The organism is Mycobacterium hippophais (assembly GCF_027529605.1).
Taxonomy (GTDB): domain Bacteria; phylum Actinomycetota; class Actinomycetes; order Mycobacteriales; family Mycobacteriaceae; genus Mycobacterium; species Mycobacterium arseniciresistens.
Genome location: NZ_JAPZPY010000006.1, coordinates 95,347 through 115,821 on the forward strand (window position 1 = coordinate 95,347; position 20,475 = coordinate 115,821).

Here is a 20,475-nt window from a genome sequence, read left to right on the forward strand (position 1 = left end):
CGACCGCCGCTAGCCGGGTCGGATCATCGTGAAGACGCTGTCGGGGCCGATCTCGGAGTAGGCGGCCGGTCCGCCGGCCCGCAGGATCGGCCGCGGACCGGGTGTGTCGTAGATCCCGTCGACCAACCACTGCTGGTCGATGTGCACGGCAACCACCTGCCCGAGCACCAGCCATGTCTCGACCGCATCGCCCTCGGTGTCCTGGAGCTGGACGAGCTGTGTCAGGCGGCACTCGAAGTTGACCGGGCTCTCCAACACCCGCGGCGACGCGACGAGGGTCGACGACACCGGTGTCAGCCCGCTCCGGGTGAACTCGTCCTGGTCGGACGGCAGCGTGGCGGAGGTCTCGTTCATCGCGGCCGCCAGTTCGCGGGTCGCCAGGTTCCACACGAGCTCGCCGGTGGCGTCGATGTTGGAGACGCTGTCCTTCCAGCCGATCGAGGCGAACCCGACGATCGGGGGATGGTAGTTGAACCCGTTGAAGAAGCTGTACGGCGCGAGGTTGCGCACGCCGTGCGCATCCTGGGTGGAGATCCAGCCGATCGGGCGCGGTCCGACGATGGCGTTGAACGGATCGTGCGGCAGCCCCGTTCCGTCGGCGGTCCGGTAGTAGTGGGCTCCTGTCCCGGCCATGACACCTCATTCTGATCGCACGACTTCTGATCGCACGTCGTTGTCGAGGAGCGTCAGACTGCCACGCTGCCGTCACCGGCGCAGCGCAGCGGTGTGAACGGCGCCGGACCCGGCGCGTTAGTGTGCTGTGTCGGCCTCAGCGACCAAGCCGATGGAAGAGTTGAGCACATTCATGACCGCAGCAGCAGAACCTTCGCCGCTCGAGGCGCGGGTCGGCCACTACTACCAGATGGACGGCACCTACCTGGTGGGCCGCGAGACGTTACGCGACTACGCCCGCGCGGTGCAGGACTATCACCCCGCGCACTGGGACGTCGCCGCCGCCGAGAAGCTCGGTTATCCCGACCTGGTGGCGCCGCTGACCTTCACCTCGACTCCGGGCATGAAGTGCAATCGCCACATGTTCGAGCAGGTCGTCGTCGGTTACGACACCTACATGCAGACCGAAGAGGTCTTCGAGCAGCACCGGCCCATCGTGGCCGGAGACGAGCTGCACATCGACGTCGAATTGACCTCGGTGCGCAGGATCGCCGGTAGGGACCTCATCACCGTGACCAACACGTTCACCGACGCGGCCGGCGAGCGGGTGCACACGCTGCACACCACCGTCGTTGGCGTCACCGCCGAGGATCTCAACCCGGAGATCAAGTCCGCGGTCAACAACGCGATGATGCACGACGTCAACATCTTCGGGGTCGGCGAAGAGGAGTACCGCAAGACCGTGCGCCCCGACGGCGAGGTCCGGATCTCCACCCGCGACGCCGACCGCACGCCCGGGACACCCTCCTTCGACGACGTCAAGGTCGGCGACGAGCTCCCGGTGCAGCACGCCCGGCTGTCGCGCGGTGATCTGGTGAACTACGCGGGTGTGGCCGGGGACGCCAACCCGATCCACTGGGACGAGGCCATCGCAAAGCTGGCAGGGCTCCCCGACGTGATCGCCCACGGGATGCTGACCATGGGACTGGGGGCCGGCTTCGCCTCCGCGTGGTCGGGCGATCCGGGCGCGGTCACCCGCTATGCGATCCGGCTGTCCGCACCCGCGGTCGTGTCGGCCGCAGAAGGCGCGGACATCGAGTTCAGCGGCCGGGTCAAGTCACTGGACCCGGCGACCCGCTCAGGCACCGTCATCGTCGGCGCGAAATCGGGCGGCCGGAAGATCTTCGGTCTGGCGACCTTGGACGTCCGCTTTCGCTGAGACGGTGATCCCCGCGATTTCGGCGTGATTGCGCGCGCTGACCGCGCGTGATCACGCCGAAATCACCAGATGGTCAGGTGTTGAAGTCGGGTGGGGTGGCGACGGGTTGCTCGGGCGGGTCCTGCGTCTGGGTGTCCTCGTCGAGCGCCTGCTGCTGGACTTCCGCGGCGTGACGCAGATTGTCTCCGGTGTTCTCCGCGTGGTCGGGCGTGCTCATAGGGGGTTCCTTCCCGTCGAACCCATGGCTTACCCGGATGGCGGCAGGCTTCACACCTCCGTGACCCGGCCGCCGTCCACCCGCCACGACCGGTCCAGCCGGACGTTCTGAAGCATCCGGCGGTCGTGGGTCACCAGCAACAGCGCACCGTCGAAGGTGTCGAGCGCCTGCTCCAGCTGCTCGATGGCCGCGAGGTCGAGATGATTGGTCGGCTCATCGAGCACCAGCACGTTCGTGCAACATGCCTGCAGCAGCGCGAGGCCGGCGCGGGTCCGCTCTCCGGGCGAGAGCGCGTCGACCGGGCGTTCCACGTGATCGGCGCGCAGCCCGAACTTCGCGAGCAACGTCCGCACGTCGGCGGTCGACCATGAGGGCACCCGCTCCTCGAAGCGGTCGACGAGTCGCCCGGATCCGGTGAAATCTGCTCGCGCCTGGTCGATCTCGCCGACCGCGACGTTGGCGCCGAGACTCGCACGGCCCTGATCGGGACGCCGCCGACCGAGAAGCAGTCGCAACAACGTCGATTTCCCCGCGCCGTTGGGGCCGGTGATACCGATCCGCTCACCGGCATCGACCTGTAGCGACACCGGCCCGAGCACGAAATCGCCCTGCCGCACCACGGCTTCGTCGAGTGTCGCCACGACCGAACTCGACCGCGGCGCAGCGCCGATGGTGAACTCGAGCGTCCACTCCTTGCGGGGCTCGGCGACCTCCTCGAGGCGTGCGATCCGGCTCTCCATCTGGCGGACCTTCTGCGCCTGCTTCTCGCTGGACTCGGTGGCGGCGCGGCGCCGGTTCTTGTCGTTGTCGGGGGCCTTGCGCATCGCGTTGCGTACACCTTGGCTCGACCACTCCCGCTGAATGCGTGCGCGCGCCACCAGATCGGCCTTCTTGTCCGCGAACTCGTCGTACTGCTCGCGCCGGTGCCTGCGGGCGACCTCACGCTCCTCGAGGTAGCTCTCGTAGCCACCGCCGAAGACGGTGGTGGTGTTCTGCGCCAGATCCAGCTCCAGGACGCGGGTCACCGTGCGGGCGAGGAACTCCCGGTCATGACTCACCAGCACCACACCGCCGCGAAGATCACGGACGAACTGCTCGAGGCGGGCCAGCCCGTCCAGGTCGAGATCGTTGGTCGGCTCGTCGAGCAGGACGACGTCGAAACGCGACAGCATCAGCGCCGCGAGCCCCACCCGCGCCGCCTGCCCGCCGGACAGTGCGGTCATCGGTGTCGTCTCGGGTCGCACCGCGTCGGAGTCGAGCCCGAGGTCGGCCAGCACGGCAGGCACCCGCTCGTCGAGGTCCGCGGCGCCGGTGACGAGCCAATGATCCAGCGCCGCAGAGTAGACAGCGGCCGGATCGGCGTGCGCAGGGTCCGGATCCGCCAGGGCCGCGGCCGCCTCCTCCATGGCCCGCGTGGCGTCGGTGCAGCCGGTACGGCGCGCGATGTACCCGGCGACCGTCTCCCCCGGGACCCGCTCGTGCTCCTGCGGCAGCCACCCGACGAACGCGTCGGCCGGGGCGATGCTCACCGCACCGTCGAGCGGTTCGAGATCGCCGGCCAGGATCCTCAGGAGCGTGCTCTTCCCGGCACCGTTGGCGCCGACGACTCCGACGACGTCACCGGGAGCGACGGTGACATCGAGCCCCTCGAAGAGGGTGCGATGGGCGAATCCGCCCGCCACGTTCTTCGCGACGAGCGTTGCGGTCATGGGGTCCATCGTTGCATCACCGGGTCGCGGGATTGGCGCGCAACCGAATCGACCCCCAACGCGCACCATGCGATCGGGTGGCATGTGTCGCCGGTCACGTTCGGGGGTATTCCGTGCGCCATGGCAAACCGAATCGTCGTCGCGGCGGCCCTGCTGGCGGCACCCCTCGCTGTGCTCGGCGGATGCCGCTCAGCCGATCAGACCGATGAGAACGCGACCGATCCGGCGCCCGCCGGGACCGAGAGATTGACCACGCAGCTGAGGACGGCCGACGGAACGGCGGTCGCCAACGCGACCCTCGACTTCGCGAACGGCTTCGCGAGGATCACCGTGGAGACCGTCGAGAGCGGGATCTTGAGCGCCGGCTTCCACGGAATGCACATCCATTCCGTCGGCAAATGCGAAGCCGATTCGGTGGCCCCCACCGGCGGAGACCCGGGCGACTTCCTCTCCGCGGGCGGCCACTTTCAGGCTCCGGGCCACACGGGGCATCCCGCGAGCGGGGATCTGACCTCGCTCGAGGTGCGCTCGGACGGCTCGGCCGAGCTCGTCACGACCACCGACGCGTTCACCGCCCAGGATCTCCTGGACGGAGCGGGCACCGCGTTGATGATCCACGAGGACGAGGACAACTTTGGGCACATCCCGGATCGCTACAGCCAACCGGACGGGACCGCGGGCCCGGATCAGAACACGCTCGCCACCGGCGATGCGGGCGGACGCATCGCCTGCGGCGTGATCGAGGCGGTGTCGGACACGACATCGACCACGACCACCACCACGACCACGACGACCACCACCACTCCGAGTACCGTCACCGAGACGACGGTGATCAACCCGACGGTGATCGTGCCGCCGCCGGTCACCGAGACGGTGATCCCGAGCACCACCACCACCGTCACGACGCCGGCCACGACGACTGTGACGACGACTCAGACACTGCCGCCGCCTGGCTAGAGCGGCCTGAGTGCCGCGAAGCACCGGTCACATGCGCTTCACCGCGCGGACACCCAGTGGTCCGTTAGAGGTGCTACACATCGTCGCTGTGCGCATCCGTCACGTCACCGCCCTGCTCGCCGTCCCTGTGTTCGTCGCCGCCACCGCGACGTCGTGTTCGTCACCCAGCGGCACCGATGACGGCTCCGGCGGTCCCGAGCTCTCGACGAGTGCAGGGCAGCAGTTGACCCTCTCGCCTGCCCAACTGCTGGCCGCGACCGGCGGCAAGACCCCGGTCGCCTACGCCGAGCCGGCGCACGGACGCCTCGAGTACGCCGCGGGCGGCGCCGTGACCTACACACCGGACGAGGGATTCACCGGCACCGACGAGTTCACGGTGACCACCACCGACGCGGTCAAGACCTACGCCGCCGACAGTCCGCCGATCACCACCGTCGGCGACATCGCGGTACAGAGCAGCGCCTACGGCTCGGCCATCGCCGCCGTTCCCGGAGACGCCGACGCGGTCTACGGCCTCACCGATCGCGGACCCAACGTCGACGGACGCACCGACGACGAAAAGGTACTGCCGAAGCCGGACTTCCACCCGCAGATCGGACTCCTGCGCCTGCGCGACGGCACCGCCACACTCGAGAAGTCGATCACGCTGGCCGGACGCGACGGTGAGCCGCTGGTGGGTCTCGTCGATCCCACGGCCAATACCGGCGAGAAGCTGGTGACGATCGACGGCGCACCACTTCCGACCTCCGACCACGGGTTGGACACCGAGGGATTGGTCGCGCTGCCCGACGGCACTTTCTGGGTGTCAGATGAGTACGGACCGTTCGTCGTTCACTTCGATGCGAACGGCAAGGAGTTGGAACGGCTGTCACCCTTCGACGGCACCTTGCCACGCGAGCTGTCGCTGCGCGGCCCAAATCAGGGCATGGAGGGCCTGACCGTCACGCCCGACGGTTCGACACTCGTCGGCATCATGCAGTCGGCGATCAAGACGCCGGGGTTGCAGGGGCCGGCGAAATCCGTCCCGGTCACCCGAATCGTCGCTATCGACCTGGCGACCAAGGCTGTGAGGGAGTACCTCTACCCGTTGGCGAATCCGGGTGAAACCAAGGTGGCGGTCTCCGAAATCACCGCGCTCAGCAACACGACTTTCCTGATCGACGAACGAGACGGGGAGCTGCAACCGGGCGGCGACAAGAAGATCTACATCGCCGACATCGCGAGGGCCACCGACGTCGGCCCGGCCGCGAAGGTCGCCGGCGCCACGTATCTCGCCGACGCCGGCGGTCTGCAGATCGACGGGAAGGCCATCGAAACGGCCGTCGGTGTCACCGACGACGCGGCCGCTGTCGCGAAACTGGCGTCCCTGGGCATCACGCCGGCGAGCAAGGAGCTCGAGCTCGACATCGGTGAGCTGGTCACCTCCCTCAATGACAAGGGCGAATTCTTCGGCCACGACAAGATCGAAGGAATCGCCACACCCGACGGCGGGACGACACTGATCATCGCCAATGACAGCGACTTCGGACTCGCCGGAATCGATTCCGGGCAGCCGCCGCTCAAACTCAAGGCGAAGACGCTGGCCAACGGCCGACCGGACACCGGCGAACTCCTCGTCGTCGACACCTCGAAACTGCCCGCGACGACGAGCCAGACCACCGTGTCCATTCGGGTGGGCTCGTCCTGAGACGGTGCGCGACTACGAGTCGGATGCGTACGACGCTCGCGGCACGTCGTCGTGCGGTTCCTCCCCCGCAGGACCGAACTTCGACCCCGTCTTGCGCAGCCGGCGTTCGAACAGTCGCTGCAGCGGGGTGGCGAGGAACGTGGTGATGATCGTCATCAGCGCCAGGATCGTGTAGAGCTTCCCCGAGATCAATCCGGCTTCGAGACCGATGTTGAGCAGGATGAGTTCCATCAGACCTCGGGCGTTGGCCAGGGCTCCCATCGAACCGGCCTCGTACCAGCTCATCCCCTGCGAGCGCGCCGCCAGGCCGATGGCACCGAACTTGGCGGCGAAGGACACCACCAGCACGAGTCCCGCCATCAGCAGCGTCGAGGGGTCGAGGATCAGGGTGAGCTGCGTGTTCAGCCCCGAATAGATGAAGAACGCGGGCAACAGCAGGTATCCCACCAGCGGCTCGAAGCGCTCCCGGATCGTGTCGAGCAGCGCACCGCGCGGCATGACGGCGCCGGCCACGAAAGCGCCGAACACGGAATAGATCCCGACCACGTCGGTGAACCAGCTGGCCATCAGCACGACGATGAGAATGATGCTCAACTGGGCGATCGGCAGCCCGCCGGTGCGTTCGACGTCACCGCGGGGCGGCGTCCACGTCTCCAGTTTCGCGAGCAGTGGGCGGCCCAGATAGGCCATGAACAGCAGATAGGCCAGCCCGCCGCCGATGGCGAGGAACGCGCCGAACAGGCTTCCCTTGGTCGTCGCCACGACGGTCGCCAGCAGCACCCAGGCGCACGCGTCGTCGACCGCGGCGCAGGACAGCGCCATCGTCCCGAGCCTGGTGTTGAGCAGGCCGGAGTCGTAGATGATCCACGCCAGCATCGGGAACGCGGTGATGGCGACGGCGGCCGCGACGAACAGACCGCCCTGCCAGTGCACCACCTTGTCGGTGAAGTATCCGCCGAGGCCGACCATCCACCATCCGACGAGCCCGCCGAGAACCAGCGGGACGCCGATGCCCGCGGCCGCGGTGACACCCGCCTGCCGCACGTGTGCGCCGAGGATGTCCAGCTTGAACGACGCCCCGACCAGGAACATGTAGAGCACGAGCCCGAGTTGGCCGACAACATAGATGGCGGTGAGGTTCGGGTGGGTGAACGTCTCGGCCCCGATGGTGAGCTTGGTCGGGAAGAGCCACTGCTGCGCGGCGGGCCACAGCCAGCCCAGAACCGAGGGGCCGAGCAGGAATCCGGCCACCATGATCGCGACCACCTGCACCTGGGCGAGTCGGCGGAACAGCGGCCAGAGCAGGCGGTAGGTCAGCAGGATGACGGCGACCTGCAGGAAGAAGTGGGCGGTGATCGAGAGCAGAGAGGGCAACGGGGTTCCTAACGCCGATCCGACCAACGGAACACGGACAGGCACGCGAGTAGACCGGCGATGCTCCACGCCGCGAGCACCAGGAAGATTCGCCCGTGTTCCCAGTTGCCTGCGGGCTCGAAGGCGACCATGTCAGGAGGCAGCAGCACCGACCGGAATCCCTGCGCCATCCACTTGACGGGGAAAATCGATCCGGCGATCAACATCCAGGTCGGCAACACCATGAGCGGTACGTAGGTCCCTGACAGGAACTGCAGGCCGACAGCCGGGCCGTTGGTCATCACAGCAGCCGAGAGGGCGTTGTTGACGAGGTTGCTGACGAAGATGCCCAGCAGTGAGCAGCTGATGATGCCGAGGACGAAGACCCATGCCAGGGTGAGCCACCCGGACACGTCGGCGGGAAGGTGGAGTCCGAAGACCAGTACTCCCACCGCCAACAGGATCACGGCCTCGGCGAGGCTCACGATGGCGACGAGCATGATCTTCCCGACGAAGTACGACGACGCGGTGGCCGGTGTGCCGCGCAGTCGCCGCAAGGCTCCCGTCTCACGATCGGCGGCGATGCCGACGCCCAGGTTGACGAACGATGTCGAGAGGATTCCGTAGGCGAGCATGCTGGCCGCGATGACGGCGCCCGTACTCGTCTGCGTGCCGGGCAATTTCGCCGTGAAGATCGATCCCAGCAGCAGGCAGATCACCGCAGGCATCGAGAACGTCAGGACCACTTGTTCGGGCCTGCGGTAGAACATCTTCAATTCGGGCACCACACGTGAGAATCCGATGCGCACCGCCGAGGGCAGCGCCGGCTCCGGGTTCGTCGCGCGGTGGCGCGGCGGTGTGGTCCCGGTCATGTGCTCGAGGGACATCACGCGTGGCCGATCAGATGCAGGTAGGCGTCTTCCAGCGTCGGCCGGGTGATGGTCAGCTGGGCCAGCTCCACCCCGTCCGCACTGTGCCGCCGGACCAGTTCGGTCGGGAAATCCGTTGTCTCTTCCCGGAGCTCGCCGTCCTCCACCCACCGGACCGTCGCCGCCGAGCTGACGTGCTCGGTCAGCATCACCGGCGAGTCGACGGCCACCACCCTGCCGCCCGCGATCACCGCGACACGATCCGCGAGCGCGGCGGCCTCCTCGAGATAGTGGGTGGTCAGCAGGACGGTGGTGCCGTCGGCCGCTAGAAGCTTGATGAGTTGCCAGAATTGGCGTCGCGCCTCCGGGTCGAATCCGGTCGTCGGCTCGTCCAGAAACAGGAGCTCGGGCCTGCCGATGATGCCGAGGGCGACGTCGAGGCGGCGGCGTTGCCCGCCGGAGAGCGCCCGCACCCGTGAACCGGCGACGGCGCCGAGGCCGACGAGTTCGAGCACCTCTGCGGGGTCGCGCGCGGTGCCGTAACAGCTCGTGAACATGCGGACGGTTTCGATCACCGTGAGCATCCCGGCGTCGCTGACCTCCTGCAGCACGATGCCGATCCTGGCCCGCCAGCTCCGGCCCGCGGTTTCCGGGTCCACCCCGAGCACGCGGACGGCACCCGAATCGCGGGTTCGGTTGCCCTCCATGATCTCGATGGTCGTGGACTTCCCGGCGCCGTTGGGGCCGAGGATGGCGAAGACCTCGCCGTAGCCGACGTCGAGATCCAGGTCCCGCACCGCCTGGGTGCGTCCGTAGGCCTTGGACAGCCCACGGACGTGTATCGCGGTCGCGTTCGCCGCTGTCACGGGGCGGCGCCACCCTCGAGTTCGGCCAGCAGTTCGCGCAGTTCGGCGTCCGACAGCTCGTCGAGCAGCCGGTTGACGTCATCGTCCGTCGACGTCTCCGACGGAGCTTCGGTGGCCGCCGTGGGTGTTTCACCCGCCGCGGTTGCCGCGGGCGCCTCGCCGTGGATCGACCGCAGCTCGGCGAGCACGCGATCGGCCAGTGAATAGACACTCACCCCCTTGAGGATCTCGAGCACCGGGAGGTCGATCGAGAACGTGGTGTTGATCCTGACCCTGAAGTCCATGGCCATCATCGAGTCCAGGCCGATGTCGTCGAGCATGTCGTCGTTCTCGAAGTCGGTGACCGCACAGTCGAACACGGCGGCGACGAGGCGCTCGACCTGGCCGACGACCACCCCGAGGCGCTCGGGCTCCGGCGTGCTCGCGAGCACGTCGAGTATCGAGCCGTCCGATCCGGTGTGCCCGGCGGAGGCGATGGCGGCGTCGAGGTCGGCGAACATCTTCGGCAGGTGTCCGCCCAGGAGTTGCCGTGCCCGGCTCCAGTCCGCGCTGATCGCGATGATGTTCGGTGTCGCCTGGTTGATGAGGCGGTCGAGGATCCGGGCGCCCGCCGAGGGCGTGATCAGCTCGATCCCCCGCATGGCGTAGACGTTCTCGAGGTTGAGCTCTTCGACCATGCCCACCGACCACGGTCCCCACCCGATGGTGAGCGCAGGCAGGCCGTTGGCCTGCCGCTGGTGGGCGAAGGCGTCGAGGAAGGCGTTGGCGGCGGCGTAGTTGCCCTGGCCGGGCGAGGCGACCACCGATCCGGCGGACCCGAACATCACGAAGAAGTCGAGGTCGTGCTCGGCGAACGCGGAGTGCAGCGCCCGGGTTCCGGTGATCTTGGGAGCCAGCACCTTGAGGAAGTCGTCTTCGCTCACGTTGACGAGGAGCTGGTCGTGCACCGATCCCGCGGCGTGGATGACTCCGCGGACCGGCCTGCCGCCCTCGCGGTCGAGCTCGGTGAGCCAGGTGTTCAGCTCGTCGGCGTCGGTGATGTCGACGCCGGCGATGCTCACCGTCGCACCGAGACGTTCGATCGCCCTGATGGTGTCGACGGTGGCGAAGTGCCGGTCGCCCTGGGTCAGGTCGGGCCAGCGATCCCGCGGCGGGAGCCCGCTGCGGCTGAGCAGCGCGATGTGTCTCGCGCCGCGTTCGGCGAGGAAGGTGGCGACGGTGCGGCCGAGCGCTCCGGTGCCGCCGGTGACGACATAGGTCGCGTCCGGGGAGAGCTTGGTGGGGAACGGCTTCGTCAGTGTTGTGCTGACGCGCAGTCGGGGGACGAGCGTGACCTCGCCGCGGATCGCGACCTGGTCCTCGGATTCGGGGTCGAGGATGTGCCGGCAGACGCGTGTCGCGGTGTCGTCGAGGTCGTCGGCGACGTCGATGTCGACGAGTCCGCCCCAGCGTTCCACGAACTCCTGATGGCCGATGACCCGGCCGAGCCCCCAGACCGCGGCCTGGTCGACGGCCAGCGGTTCGGTTGCCGGTGCCGGTTGAGCGTTGGCGGTGATCAGGTATAGCCGCGGTGTGACGGTGTCGTGTGCGGCGAGGGCCTTGGTCAGGCGCAGAACCGTGAGGACCCCCAACTGGTGGCTCATCTCGGGGGTGTCGGCGTCGACGTCCACCGGCCAGCAGTCGACGACGCCGCCGAGGCCGCCCTCGCGCTCGAGGTGCAGGTCGAACAGCCGGGCCAGCTGCTCGGGACTGCGCGGGTCGATCGCGTAGCCGCCGTCGATCTCGGTGAGCGCCTCGACATTCCGGTGTGCGACGGTGTGCACGCGGTGGCCGCTGCGCCGCAGTCGGTCGGCGATGCCCGCGCCGACGTCGAGGCCGTCGACGAACACCAGCCAGGACGCCGGCTCGACCGGGTCGGGGTGCTCGGGACTCTCGGGCAGCGGTTCCCACTGCAGTTCGTAGAGACCCTTGTCGATGCGCTCGGGCGACATGCGGGACGAGGCGCTCAGCGATGCCACCGTGAAGCCCTCGAAGACGGCGACCAACTCGCCGCGGTGGTCGCAGATCGTGATGTCGCTCGCGATCTCCTCCGCGGTCGCCGACACCACGCGCAGATGCACGGTCATGTCGCCCGTGGCCGGGCCGTACACGGCGCTGTGCCGGATCCGGCTGGGCAGGTAGGTGCTGCCGTCGGCGTCGCGGCCGGGAAGCGGTGTGCCGAAGAGTGTCTGGAAGGCGGCGTCGACGAGCGTGGGATGGAGCCGGTAGTCGTCGACTTCGCCCGCGACAGCCGGCGGAATGCTGATGTCGGCGACCGCCCAGCCGTCGCCGGCGGTGAGTCCCGTGATCGACCGGAACGCGTCGCCGTAGTCGAATCCGACCGCCCGGGTGAGGGCGTAGAAGTCGTCGCCGCTCATGGTGCTCGCCGGCTGCCCGCCGGTCCCGAGATCGCGGCGACGCGCAGATCTAGGGAGCGTGTTGAGTTCCGCGGTCGCGGTGATCGTCCACTTGAGTTCGCCGTCGGCCGTCGCGGTGAACGCGGCCAATTCCAGGCCGCCGGTGTCCTGGTTGAGGGTCGTCCGCAGGATGGGGTCGCACGTGTCGTCGAGGATGAGCGCCCGGTGCAGCACGAGGTCGTCGACGCCGAGGTCGGTGCCGTAGGTCTCCCGCGCCGCGGCCATCGCCATCTCGATGTACACCGCCGCGGGCACGACGACGCTGCCCTGCACCCGGTGATCGGCGAGGAACGGGATGAGGCGCGTACTCAACTCGACTTCCCAGGTCGGATGCACGGCGCTCACCGGCTGCCCCAGCAGCGGGTGAACGGGGTGGTAGTGCAGAGATTCGGCCGCTTCCTGGGTCTCGTTCCAGAACCGGCGGGACTGCCAGGGGTAGGACGGCAGCTTGAGCAGCCGTGCGTCGGTGCGCGGATGCAGTGCTGCCCAATCGATCTCGTGGCCGTGGTCGTGCAGCGCGCCGACCCCGGCCAGGAACGTGCGCACGTCGTCGTCGTTGCGCCGCTGGGTCGCCAGCACCACGGCCTTCTCGCTTCCGGCGATCTCGAAGATCGACGCCGCGAGCACCGGATGCGGGCCCAGTTCGATGAAGTGGGTGTAGCCGTCCTCCATCATGGCGCGCATCGCCGGCTCGAAAAGCACTGTGGCGCGGGTGTTCTGCCACCAGTAGGCGGCGCCGGCGTCGTACTTGTCCAGGCGTTCGCCGGTGACTGTCGAGTACAGCGGGACGGTCGCCGGGTCCGAGGACATCCCCTCGAAGGCGTCGTACAGGTCTTCCTTGATCGCCTCCATGTAATGGGTGTGGTACGGCACCTTGCCGGTGAGGAACCGGTTGAAGATCTCGTTCTCGTCGAGGCGGCGGGCGATGTCGTCGAGGACCTCGCCGTCGCCGGCGATGGTCACCGCGGACGGGCTGTTGATCGCCGCCACGGACACCCGCCGGCCGAACTCCTCGCGTGTCCTGTCATCGAGTGCCGCCAAAAGGGATTCGGCGTCGAGACCGACGGCGAGCATCCGCCCGAGGCCGCTGGTGCGCTGCTGGAGCCTGCTGCGGTGATAGATCACCTCGACGGACTGCTCGAAGTTCAGCAGGCCCGAGAGGTGGTGGGCGGCCACTTCTCCGGCACTGTGGCCGATGATCGCGTCGGGTGTGATCCCGACCTGCTCGAGTTGCGCGGCGAGCGCGACCTGGACGGCGAAGTTGGCGGGTTGTGCGAACTCGGTCTCGCCCATGCGGGAGGTGGTTTCGTCGCGGCGGAGCTCCTCGAGCAGCGACCAGTCGGCGTAGCGAGCGAGTTCGCGGTCGGTTCTGGCGATGCTGTCGGCGAAGGCCGGCAGGACGTCGAGCAGGTCGCGGCACATCCGCCACCACTGGGGTCCCATCCCGGTGCAGACGAACGCCAGCTTGGGCGTCGCGGAAGCTGCTCGCGCCGAGGCGATCTGCCCGCCATCGGCGAGCGCCCGGAGTTGTTCTCGAGCGTCGGAGACGTCGGACGCGACCAGGGTGTGGCGGTGGTTGAGGTGGGCGCGTCGTTGCGACAGCGTGTAGCCGAGATCGTGCAGTGTGACGTCGCTGTGCGCGCTCAGGTGGTCGGCCAACTGGCGGGATGTCGCCACCAGGGCCTCCTCGCTGCGCGCCGAGATCGGCAGCAGGGTGAGCGGGAGGCCGTGGAGGGGCTTCGAGGGGGGCGCAACGAGGGGCGCGGGCGGTTCGGCGAGCACGACGTGGGCGTTGGTGCCGCCGAAACCGAACGAGTTGACCCCGGCGATGCGTCGTTCCCGGCTGGGGAAGGGGCGGCCCGTTCGTGGTACGTCGAGCCTGAGCTCCGTGAGGGAGACCTGGCTGCTCGGATTCTGCAGGTTCAGGTGGGCCGGGATGTAGCCGTGCTTGAGCACCAGCGCCGTCTTGATCAACCCGGCCACCCCGGCGCCCGCCTCCAGGTGGCCGATGTTGGTCTTGACCGATCCGATCAGCAGCGGGTCGGTCGGGGCCCGGTCCGAGGTCAGCGCGGCGGCGAGTGCCCGCATCTCCACCGGGTCGCCGACGGGCGTTCCGGTGCCGTGCGCCTCCACGTAGCCGACGTCGCCGGCGTGGACGCCCGCCCGCCGCAGCGCCGACCCGATCGCGGCGGCCTGCGCCTCGGCGCGGGGCACGGTGATGCCGTCGGTGCGGCCGTCCTGTGACACCGCGGTCCCGAGGATCTGCGCGTAGATGTCGTCGCCGTCGCGGAGCGCCTGCTCGAGTGGCTTGATGACAACGACCGCGCCGCCCTCTCCCCGCGCGTACCCGTCGGCGGACTCGTCGAACGCCTTGCAACGGCCGTCCGGGCTGAGGAATCCGCTCTTGGACTCCGCGATCGCCGTGTTCGGCCCGATCATGATGTTCACGCCGCCGGCCAGGGCGAGGTCGCTTTCGCCGTTCCAGATGCTCTGCGCCGCCAGGTGCACGGCCACCAACGAACTCGAGCACGCCGTGTCGACGGTCATGCTCGGTCCGCGGAAGTCGAAGGCGAACGAGATCCGGTTCGCCAGCATCGTCATCATCATCCCGGCGGCGGAATGGGTCTTGAACTGGTAGCGACTGCTGCGGCCCTGGTTCTGCAGGAGTTGGTAGTCGAGGGTGAAGCCGCCGATGAACACCCCGACGTCGGTTCCGGCCAGCCGGTCGGGAGGTATCCCCGCGTCTTCGAGCGACTCCCACGTGGTCTGCAGCATCAGCCGCTGCTGCGGGTCGATCGAGTGCGCCTCGCGCGGCGAGATCCCGAAGAACTGAGGATCGAATTGGTCGATGTCGGCGAGGAAGCCACCTCGCCGGGTGACCATCTTGCCGACCTTCGCCGGATTCGGGTCGTGGAAACGTGCGGCGTTCCACCGTGATTCGGGAACATCACCGGTGGCGTCGGTGCCACTGGTCAGCAGGCTCCAGTAGCCGTCCGGGGAATCGGCGCCACCGGGTAGGCGGCACCCGATTCCGACCACCGCCAACGGCGCCGGCGTCCCTCGGTCACTGAGCATCTCCATGCGTGCCCTCCACGCCTCGTCGTGAAACACGGTGGACGCGCCGATGCGAGCCGCGACTCAACTCGGTCGGAGCTCGGGGACGGCGGTGTGGATCCACTCCGTGCTGATCGGGTTCTCCTGTTGTTCGCGGCGGTAGACGGAGCGCAGTTCCCGCAGCAGGGAGTCGCGCTGCCACGCCTGCACCTGCGCGACCGCGGCGTCGTCGGTGAACACCCCGGACTTGGCCGCGAGGACGGTCTCGACGAGCTGGCCTGCCATCTGACGCAGCAGCCGGCCGTTGGCGTCGAACTGCTGGGCGAAATTCTGAGCCGTTCCCATCATGGCCGTGTGCAACGCCACCATGAAGTTCAGCGGCGCGTACAGGTCGACGAACTGCACCGGCGACCCGCCGCCCTCCACCGCAGCCCATTCACGGAAGAACCGTTGGACCCGGTTGCTGAGTGCGATCAGGCCTTCGAGGTGGGGCACCACCGCGGGATCGTCGGCGACAGAGACGAACCGGCCGTTCTGGTAGAGCAGGCCGACGAATCCCCAGTAGAAGGCGACATCCCAGATGATCTTCGCCGACATCACCGTCGGCGTGCCCATCAGCGTGTACTGATCCTGATACACCGCGAGCCACATGTCGGTGAGTGACCGGAACAGGGAGTCGCTGATCCCCGACCTCGCGACGACGTCCTCGCCGTCGAGGTCGCGGGTGATCATGTCGGTGATGAGGCCGTTGCCGATCGCGACCAGATCCAGTCCGGATGAGTACAGCGGGTCGAGGAAGATCGCCGCGTCCCCGGTGATGCCCCAGCGCTCCCGGCCGTCGAACACCTTGGTGGCGCCGTGGCTGTAGTGCTTCATCACCCTGAAGTCCTTGATCAGGTCGTCGTGCTTGGCGAGTTCGTCGGCGCACTGCGGCTCGTGTTCGCGGATCCAGGCCTTGGCCTTGGCGAGGGTGTTGAAGTCGTCGAAGGCGTGGAACCGGGGGTCGGCGACGATGCCGACGCTGGTGGCACCGGAGGCGAGACGGATGAGCCAGACCCAGTAGCCCTCGCCCATGAGGTGGTTCGTGGACATCGCCCGGTCACCCTCGACCAGGCGCGACTGCCAGCTCGGGTCGTCGCTCCACTTGCCGACGTCGAGCTCGACCGCGACCCGGAACCAGGCGGCGTTGCAGTGGTGCTCGGTGGCCCGTTTCAGGTCCAGCTGCCGCGGCAGTGTCCGGTTCCGTCCCGAGGCGTCGACCACCCAGCGTGCGGTGGTGCGGGCGGTCTGGTCGCCGTCCTGGAAGGTGACCGTGTGCGGGCGGCCGTCGCCGCCGAACTCGACGTTGCGGACCCGGCCGCGGGCGATGTCGACCCCGGCCGCCAGGCAGCGGCGGGCGAGTTCGTTCTCCAACCTGCCGCGGTCGATCTGGTAGGTCACCTGCGGCACGAACGAGGAGCTGCCCAGCTCCACCCGGCGCGCGATGTCGGTGTTCCCGTCGTGTGAGAAGAACATCCGCAGCCCCATCTTGCGGAGCTGCGCGGTGCTGAGGTGGTCGCCCAGACCGAGCCGGTCGCGCAGGTAGTGCGCGGAGACCTCGACGGTCGACTCGCCCACGGTGTGGGTGATCTCGGGGACGGGATGCGCGGACGGCTCGATGATCCGGATCCGTGTCCTGGGACGCGCGGAGCGGATCTCCAGCGCCAGCGTGAGCGCTGCGACGCCGCCTCCGACGATGACGAGATCGTGGTCGGCGGCGGTGTCGCCGTCATCGGACAGCTGAGACCGGATCCGGCGGGCCAGTGCCGCCCGTGTCTCGGAGTCCAGCCGCGACAGCTGCGCTCGCACCTCCACGCGTCACCTTCCTTTCGCCGCCGGAGGAGAAGAGTTACCCCACCGTCAGCGACGCTACACAGCAATTCTCGGTCGAAAAGCCTGGTGAGCGGCTTCGTCACGAAGACGTCAGTTCCTCGCGCGGCAGCACAGTGGGCTCCCCCGACTGCCGGCCGACGGGCCTCCTACGTCCGCGTCGGGCTCTGCAGGACCGCGCCGATGAGGCCGGTCAGCGCGTCGACCGCGGCGGCGACCGAGGTCCCCCCTCGGTTCATCTCGGCGGCGATCGCCTCGGCTGCCCCCAGGATGCCCACGCAGCGCAGGCGAAGCGCACCGGGCCGAAGGCTCGAGTGCGGTTTCAGTGCGCTGACCATCAGGTCCGTGTAGCTGTCGAGCATGTCGTGCTGCAAGGCCTCCATCTCCGGGTCGCCCTTCAGCGCGGCGGAGATCACGGTGAACTCCGGCGCCTCGGTGGCGCAGGAGAAGTACGCGGTGCTCATCACCCGTGCGATCTCGCCGGGACTGTCTCCGGCGTCCTGCAGCGCCCGCTGCGTCGCGGCTCGGTGTCGTTCGTCGAGCTCGCGGTACAGCGCGAGCAGGAGGCCGGGGCGGGTCTCGAAGTGCAGGTAGACGATGGGCCTGCTCACCCCGGCTGCCTGCGCGAGGGTCAGCAGCGTCAGGTCGTCGGTCCCGCGGTCCCGCACGATCGCCAGCGCCGTGTCGAGCAGCTGTCGCCGCCTCTCCTGCTTCGACAGCCGGCCGGTCATCGACGGCGCTCCTTCCCTCTACCTACACTTTGTAACTTACAGAGTGTAACTTCCCGTAGGACGCATCGCACCACCGAACACTCAGGAGAGACACATGAAGATGGCGTGGTACATAAAGCCCGGCAACAAGGTGATCGTGGCCCTGTCGCGACTCGGATTGAGCTTCGGCGACAAGGGTCCGGTGGTGCTGACGGTGACCGGGCGCAAATCGGGGGCGGCACGTTCGACGCCGGTGACACCGATGACCGTCGACGGGAAACGGTACGTCGCCGGCGTCCCGGGAGCCGACTGGATCGCCAACGCGCGTGCGGCGGGCCGGGCCACGCTGCAGCGCGGTCGCCGAACCGAGCAGGTCCGGGTCGTCGAGCTCGCCGAGCAGGAGGCTCGACCGCTGCTCCGGCAGCTGCCGGAGTTGGTGCCGGGCTGGGTCGGGTTTCTTCGCAAGGGAGGCCTCGTCACCGACGGAACCCCCGATGAGTTCGAGGCTCTGGTCGGCGCCATGCCGATCTTCCGCCTCGACCCGCTGCCGTGACGGGTCGGTGACACTCCGTCGTGCTCACGGCATGCCGGGCATCGCACTGAATTGACGAAACCGCAATGCTTTTCACGCATCCCGCATAGCATCCGGCCCGGGTCACATTCGGTCGGAGGGGGATTCATGAGGCGGGTTTCGGCATGGGTGGGGGCCGGCGTGTTGACAGCCGGCGTCTCGGCGGCGATGTTCGCCGGGGCGGGCGCGGCGAACGCCGACGAAGGCGGATCGGATCCCAAGGACACCGCGACCTCGGCGACCAGCGACGCCCCATCGGAGACGACGGCTTCGGCCGAACACCGGAAACGCCCCGTCCTCGGTGAACGGGATTCCGGCGCAGCGAAGGAGCCGCGCCGCGCCGGCCACCTCCGGCGTGGCGAGGCTTTGGCCCGCGACAGAGTTCGCGGTGATCGCGACCAGGGTGCCGATGAAGCCGTATCCGCCGATCGGGAGACCGCCCGGACAGCCGGAATCGACAAGAAGCGCCGCGGCGTCGTCGAGCCCGACGCACGGGCCGCCACCGAATCCGGCATCGAGTCCGTGACGACACCGAGCGTCACGACGAAGGAGCCGGCCACCCGCACCGGACTTTCCGACATCCGCCGCGAGATCACTGCGCGCCTGACGCCGCGCATCCCGGACCGGGCGGCCGCCGATCCGGACAAGATCGTCGACGCCGGGCCGGTGACCGACGCCGTGACGACGCTGCAGGCTCCCGCGCCCATCGCCGCCGAGGACACCGCACCGGCCGACGCGCCGCGCAAGATCCCGGTGATCGGCGACATCCTCGGGCCGGACCAACCGAATTACCCGCCGCTGGTCAGGGCCGTCGGTTCGGCGATCTTCAACCTGCTCGGCGCCGTGGTGCAGGCCGTCGACGGCCCGCCCCAGGTGCCGCAGGAGTTGCGGGACTCGGTCCAGGTCAGCAGCTCAATGCTGGTCGTCTCGCCCGGAAACGAGATCGCGGCCGACTGGTACTTCCCCGCCGAGGCCGATCCGGCGAAACCTCCGCAACGGATCATCTACCTCCAGCACGGCATCCTCGCGAGCGGACCGATGTACAGCCACACCGCGTCCTATCTGGCGCAGCGCACCAACAGCGTCGTCGTCGTGACCACGGTGACGTCGAACCCGTTCGCCGACGACGGCATGTGGCTGGGCGGCGACAACATGCACAAGGCCGTCGCCCAGCTGTTCCTCGACGACGACCGTGCGGCGCTGAACGCGAGCCTGACGACGGCCACGCTCAAGGCCGACGCTCCGATAATGACCGTGCCCAAGGACTTCGTGCTCGTCGGTCACTCGCTCGGCGGCGGCTTCGTGCCGGGCGTCGCCGGTCACTACGCCGAGGGCCTGGTGACCCGCCGCGACGACCCGGCGAACGCCGAGGACGAGGTTAATCACCTGGCCGGAGTAGTGATGCTCGACGCGGTGCCGTTCCACCCGATCATGCCGCGGGCGATGGACCGCCTGAAAACCCTTGAGTCCAGCGGTGATCCCGCCGACTACGTGCCGATGTACGAGATCGGTGCGCCGACCAACCTGTTGAACGCGTTCAGTTCGGTGAACGACGAACTCACCGAGGCACGGCCCGGGAAGTTCAACGGCGTGGTCATCAACGGCGGTGTCCACATGGACGGGATGCTCGGCGGGAACCCGCTGATCCAGGCGGCGGCCTATCTCGTCGCCGGCATCCCGCAACCGCAGAATCCGCCGGCTGTGCAGTGGCTGATGGCCGGGTGGGTCAACGACATGTTCGAGGGCACTGTCGACCCGACGACAGGTCGTTGCCTCGGCGACGACTGCCACGGCATCTACGGGGATGTCGGCAGCACGATCCGGATCCCGACCGAGAAGGGTGAGGCGTCGGCCGTGGTGATCGACTCCGGCGAGCTGCATGCCGACGCGCGGCTGACCGACCGTTTCGAGCCGCGGGACGCGTCCTCGGCGGATGTGCCGCGGGGCCGGCAGTACTGGATTCCCCTGCACATCGCGGCCTGATGGCCGCCGGCATCACGGTCTCCTGAGGCGCCAGCCCACGTAGGTCACGCCGATGCCCACGGCCGCGATCAGCGGCCCGGCGATCGACCACGTCGTCGTGTTGCTCATCGGACTGCCGCCCACCAACCCGATCCCCTGCAGGGTGAACAACACACCCGCCAGGGTCACCAGGATTCCGACCGCCACCAGCAAGACGCTTCTCACCAGGCCACCGTATCCCGTCGATGCTCTCGACCGGGTTGGGCTCCGCGTAGCCACGCGCACCCGGACCGTGCTCGATTTGTGACGCCCCCGTCAGTTCAGCCATGCCAACTCGATTCCTGACCTAGTGTTCAAAAGATGC

General features: G+C 68.4%; 15 protein-coding genes. 5 read left to right on the plus strand and 10 right to left on the minus strand.

The window, feature by feature from the left end; genetic code table 11:
• Positions 1–9: 9 nt before the first annotated feature.
• Positions 10–633, minus strand: coding sequence for a flavin reductase family protein (locus O6P37_RS14875; protein ID WP_269894813.1), 624 nt, complete (start codon positions 631–633; stop codon positions 10–12).
• A 172-nt stretch (positions 634–805) separates the two neighbouring features.
• Here O6P37_RS14875 and O6P37_RS14880 point away from each other — a divergent pair, with 172 nt between their 5' ends.
• Positions 806–1,831: a fused (3R)-hydroxyacyl-ACP dehydratase subunits HadA/HadB gene (locus O6P37_RS14880; protein ID WP_269894814.1), complete on the plus strand. Its 1,026-nt coding sequence runs from the start codon at positions 806–808 to the stop codon at positions 1,829–1,831.
• A 73-nt stretch (positions 1,832–1,904) separates the two neighbouring features.
• Here O6P37_RS14880 and O6P37_RS14885 read toward each other — a convergent pair whose 3' ends face one another.
• Both O6P37_RS14885 and O6P37_RS14890 read right to left on the minus strand, forming a co-directional pair.
• Positions 1,905–2,048, minus strand: coding sequence for a hypothetical protein (locus O6P37_RS14885; RefSeq protein WP_264012577.1), 144 nt, complete (start codon positions 2,046–2,048; stop codon positions 1,905–1,907).
• Positions 2,049–2,098: 50 nt separating this feature from the next.
• Positions 2,099–3,757 (minus strand): ABC-F family ATP-binding cassette domain-containing protein, encoded by a 1,659-nt coding sequence (locus O6P37_RS14890; RefSeq protein ID WP_269894815.1) that lies wholly within the window; start codon positions 3,755–3,757, stop codon positions 2,099–2,101.
• Between the two features lie 120 nt (positions 3,758–3,877).
• Between O6P37_RS14890 and sodC the strand changes: the two genes are divergently transcribed.
• Together sodC and O6P37_RS14900 are read left to right on the plus strand one after the other, a co-directional pair.
• Positions 3,878–4,714 (plus strand): superoxide dismutase[Cu-Zn], encoded by an 837-nt coding sequence (sodC, locus tag O6P37_RS14895; protein WP_269894816.1) that lies wholly within the window; start codon positions 3,878–3,880, stop codon positions 4,712–4,714.
• 88 nt (positions 4,715–4,802) lie between these two features.
• A complete protein-coding gene (locus tag O6P37_RS14900; protein WP_269894817.1) occupies positions 4,803–6,401 on the plus strand; it encodes an esterase-like activity of phytase family protein in 1,599 nt (532 codons plus the stop codon).
• A gap of 12 nt (positions 6,402–6,413) precedes the next feature.
• On the opposite strand, the gene O6P37_RS14905 is transcribed toward O6P37_RS14900, so the two are convergent.
• The 6 genes from O6P37_RS14905 to O6P37_RS14930 all read right to left on the minus strand — a co-directional run bounded on the left by O6P37_RS14905 (position 6,414) and on the right by O6P37_RS14930 (position 17,599).
• Entirely contained in the window at positions 6,414–7,775 is a 1,362-nt protein-coding gene (locus tag O6P37_RS14905; protein WP_269894818.1) for a cation:proton antiporter, read from the minus strand.
• 8 nt (positions 7,776–7,783) lie between these two features.
• Positions 7,784–8,626 carry an ABC transporter permease gene (locus tag O6P37_RS14910; RefSeq protein ID WP_269894819.1) on the minus strand — a complete coding sequence of 281 codons (843 nt, stop codon included), beginning with the start codon at positions 8,624–8,626 and terminating at the stop codon, positions 7,784–7,786.
• Positions 8,627–8,640: 14 nt separating this feature from the next.
• Positions 8,641–9,489, minus strand: coding sequence for an ABC transporter ATP-binding protein (locus O6P37_RS14915; protein WP_269894820.1), 849 nt, complete (start codon positions 9,487–9,489; stop codon positions 8,641–8,643).
• The gene (locus O6P37_RS14920; RefSeq protein WP_332909794.1) at positions 9,486–15,026 is read right to left on the minus strand and encodes a type I polyketide synthase; all 5,541 of its coding nucleotides are present in this window, start codon (positions 15,024–15,026) and stop codon (positions 9,486–9,488) included. The genes O6P37_RS14915 and O6P37_RS14920 overlap by 4 nt, the downstream gene beginning before the upstream one ends.
• 57 nt (positions 15,027–15,083) lie before the next feature.
• The gene (locus O6P37_RS14925; RefSeq protein WP_408633182.1) at positions 15,084–16,847 is read right to left on the minus strand and encodes an NAD(P)/FAD-dependent oxidoreductase; all 1,764 of its coding nucleotides are present in this window, start codon (positions 16,845–16,847) and stop codon (positions 15,084–15,086) included.
• 170 nt (positions 16,848–17,017) lie between these two features.
• Positions 17,018–17,599 (minus strand): TetR/AcrR family transcriptional regulator, encoded by a 582-nt coding sequence (locus O6P37_RS14930; RefSeq protein ID WP_269894822.1) that lies wholly within the window; start codon positions 17,597–17,599, stop codon positions 17,018–17,020.
• Positions 17,600–17,693: 94 nt separating this feature from the next.
• Between O6P37_RS14930 and O6P37_RS14935 the strand changes: the two genes are divergently transcribed.
• Positions 17,694–18,131 carry a nitroreductase family deazaflavin-dependent oxidoreductase gene (locus O6P37_RS14935; protein WP_269894823.1) on the plus strand — a complete coding sequence of 146 codons (438 nt, stop codon included), beginning with the start codon at positions 17,694–17,696 and terminating at the stop codon, positions 18,129–18,131.
• A 126-nt stretch (positions 18,132–18,257) separates the two neighbouring features.
• Positions 18,258–20,132, plus strand: coding sequence for an alpha/beta hydrolase (locus O6P37_RS14940; RefSeq protein ID WP_269894824.1), 1,875 nt, complete (start codon positions 18,258–18,260; stop codon positions 20,130–20,132).
• A gap of 12 nt (positions 20,133–20,144) precedes the next feature.
• Here the strand turns inward: O6P37_RS14940 and O6P37_RS14945 are convergent, their stop codons facing one another.
• Positions 20,145–20,336, minus strand: a complete 192-nt coding sequence (locus O6P37_RS14945) for a hypothetical protein (RefSeq protein WP_269894825.1) — start codon at positions 20,334–20,336, stop codon at positions 20,145–20,147.
• Positions 20,337–20,475 lie beyond the last annotated feature (139 nt).

Excerpts from the sequence above, each read along its gene's own strand:
- O6P37_RS14875 (WP_269894813.1), bottom strand. The coding sequence starts at position 633 with ATGGCCGGGACAGGAGCCCACTACTACCGGACCGCCGACGGAACGGGG.
- O6P37_RS14880 (WP_269894814.1), top strand. The coding sequence starts at position 806 with ATGACCGCAGCAGCAGAACCTTCGCCGCTCGAGGCGCGGGTCGGCCAC.
- O6P37_RS14885 (WP_264012577.1), bottom strand. The coding sequence starts at position 2,048 with ATGAGCACGCCCGACCACGCGGAGAACACCGGAGACAATCTGCGTCAC.
- O6P37_RS14890 (WP_269894815.1), bottom strand. The coding sequence starts at position 3,757 with ATGACCGCAACGCTCGTCGCGAAGAACGTGGCGGGCGGATTCGCCCAT.
- sodC (WP_269894816.1), top strand. The coding sequence starts at position 3,878 with ATGGCAAACCGAATCGTCGTCGCGGCGGCCCTGCTGGCGGCACCCCTC.
- O6P37_RS14910 (WP_269894819.1), bottom strand. The coding sequence starts at position 8,626 with ATGACCGGGACCACACCGCCGCGCCACCGCGCGACGAACCCGGAGCCG.
- O6P37_RS14920 (WP_332909794.1), bottom strand. The coding sequence starts at position 15,026 with ATGGAGATGCTCAGTGACCGAGGGACGCCGGCGCCGTTGGCGGTGGTC.
- O6P37_RS14930 (WP_269894822.1), bottom strand. The coding sequence starts at position 17,599 with ATGACCGGCCGGCTGTCGAAGCAGGAGAGGCGGCGACAGCTGCTCGAC.
- O6P37_RS14935 (WP_269894823.1), top strand. The coding sequence starts at position 17,694 with ATGAAGATGGCGTGGTACATAAAGCCCGGCAACAAGGTGATCGTGGCC.
- O6P37_RS14940 (WP_269894824.1), top strand. The coding sequence starts at position 18,258 with ATGAGGCGGGTTTCGGCATGGGTGGGGGCCGGCGTGTTGACAGCCGGC.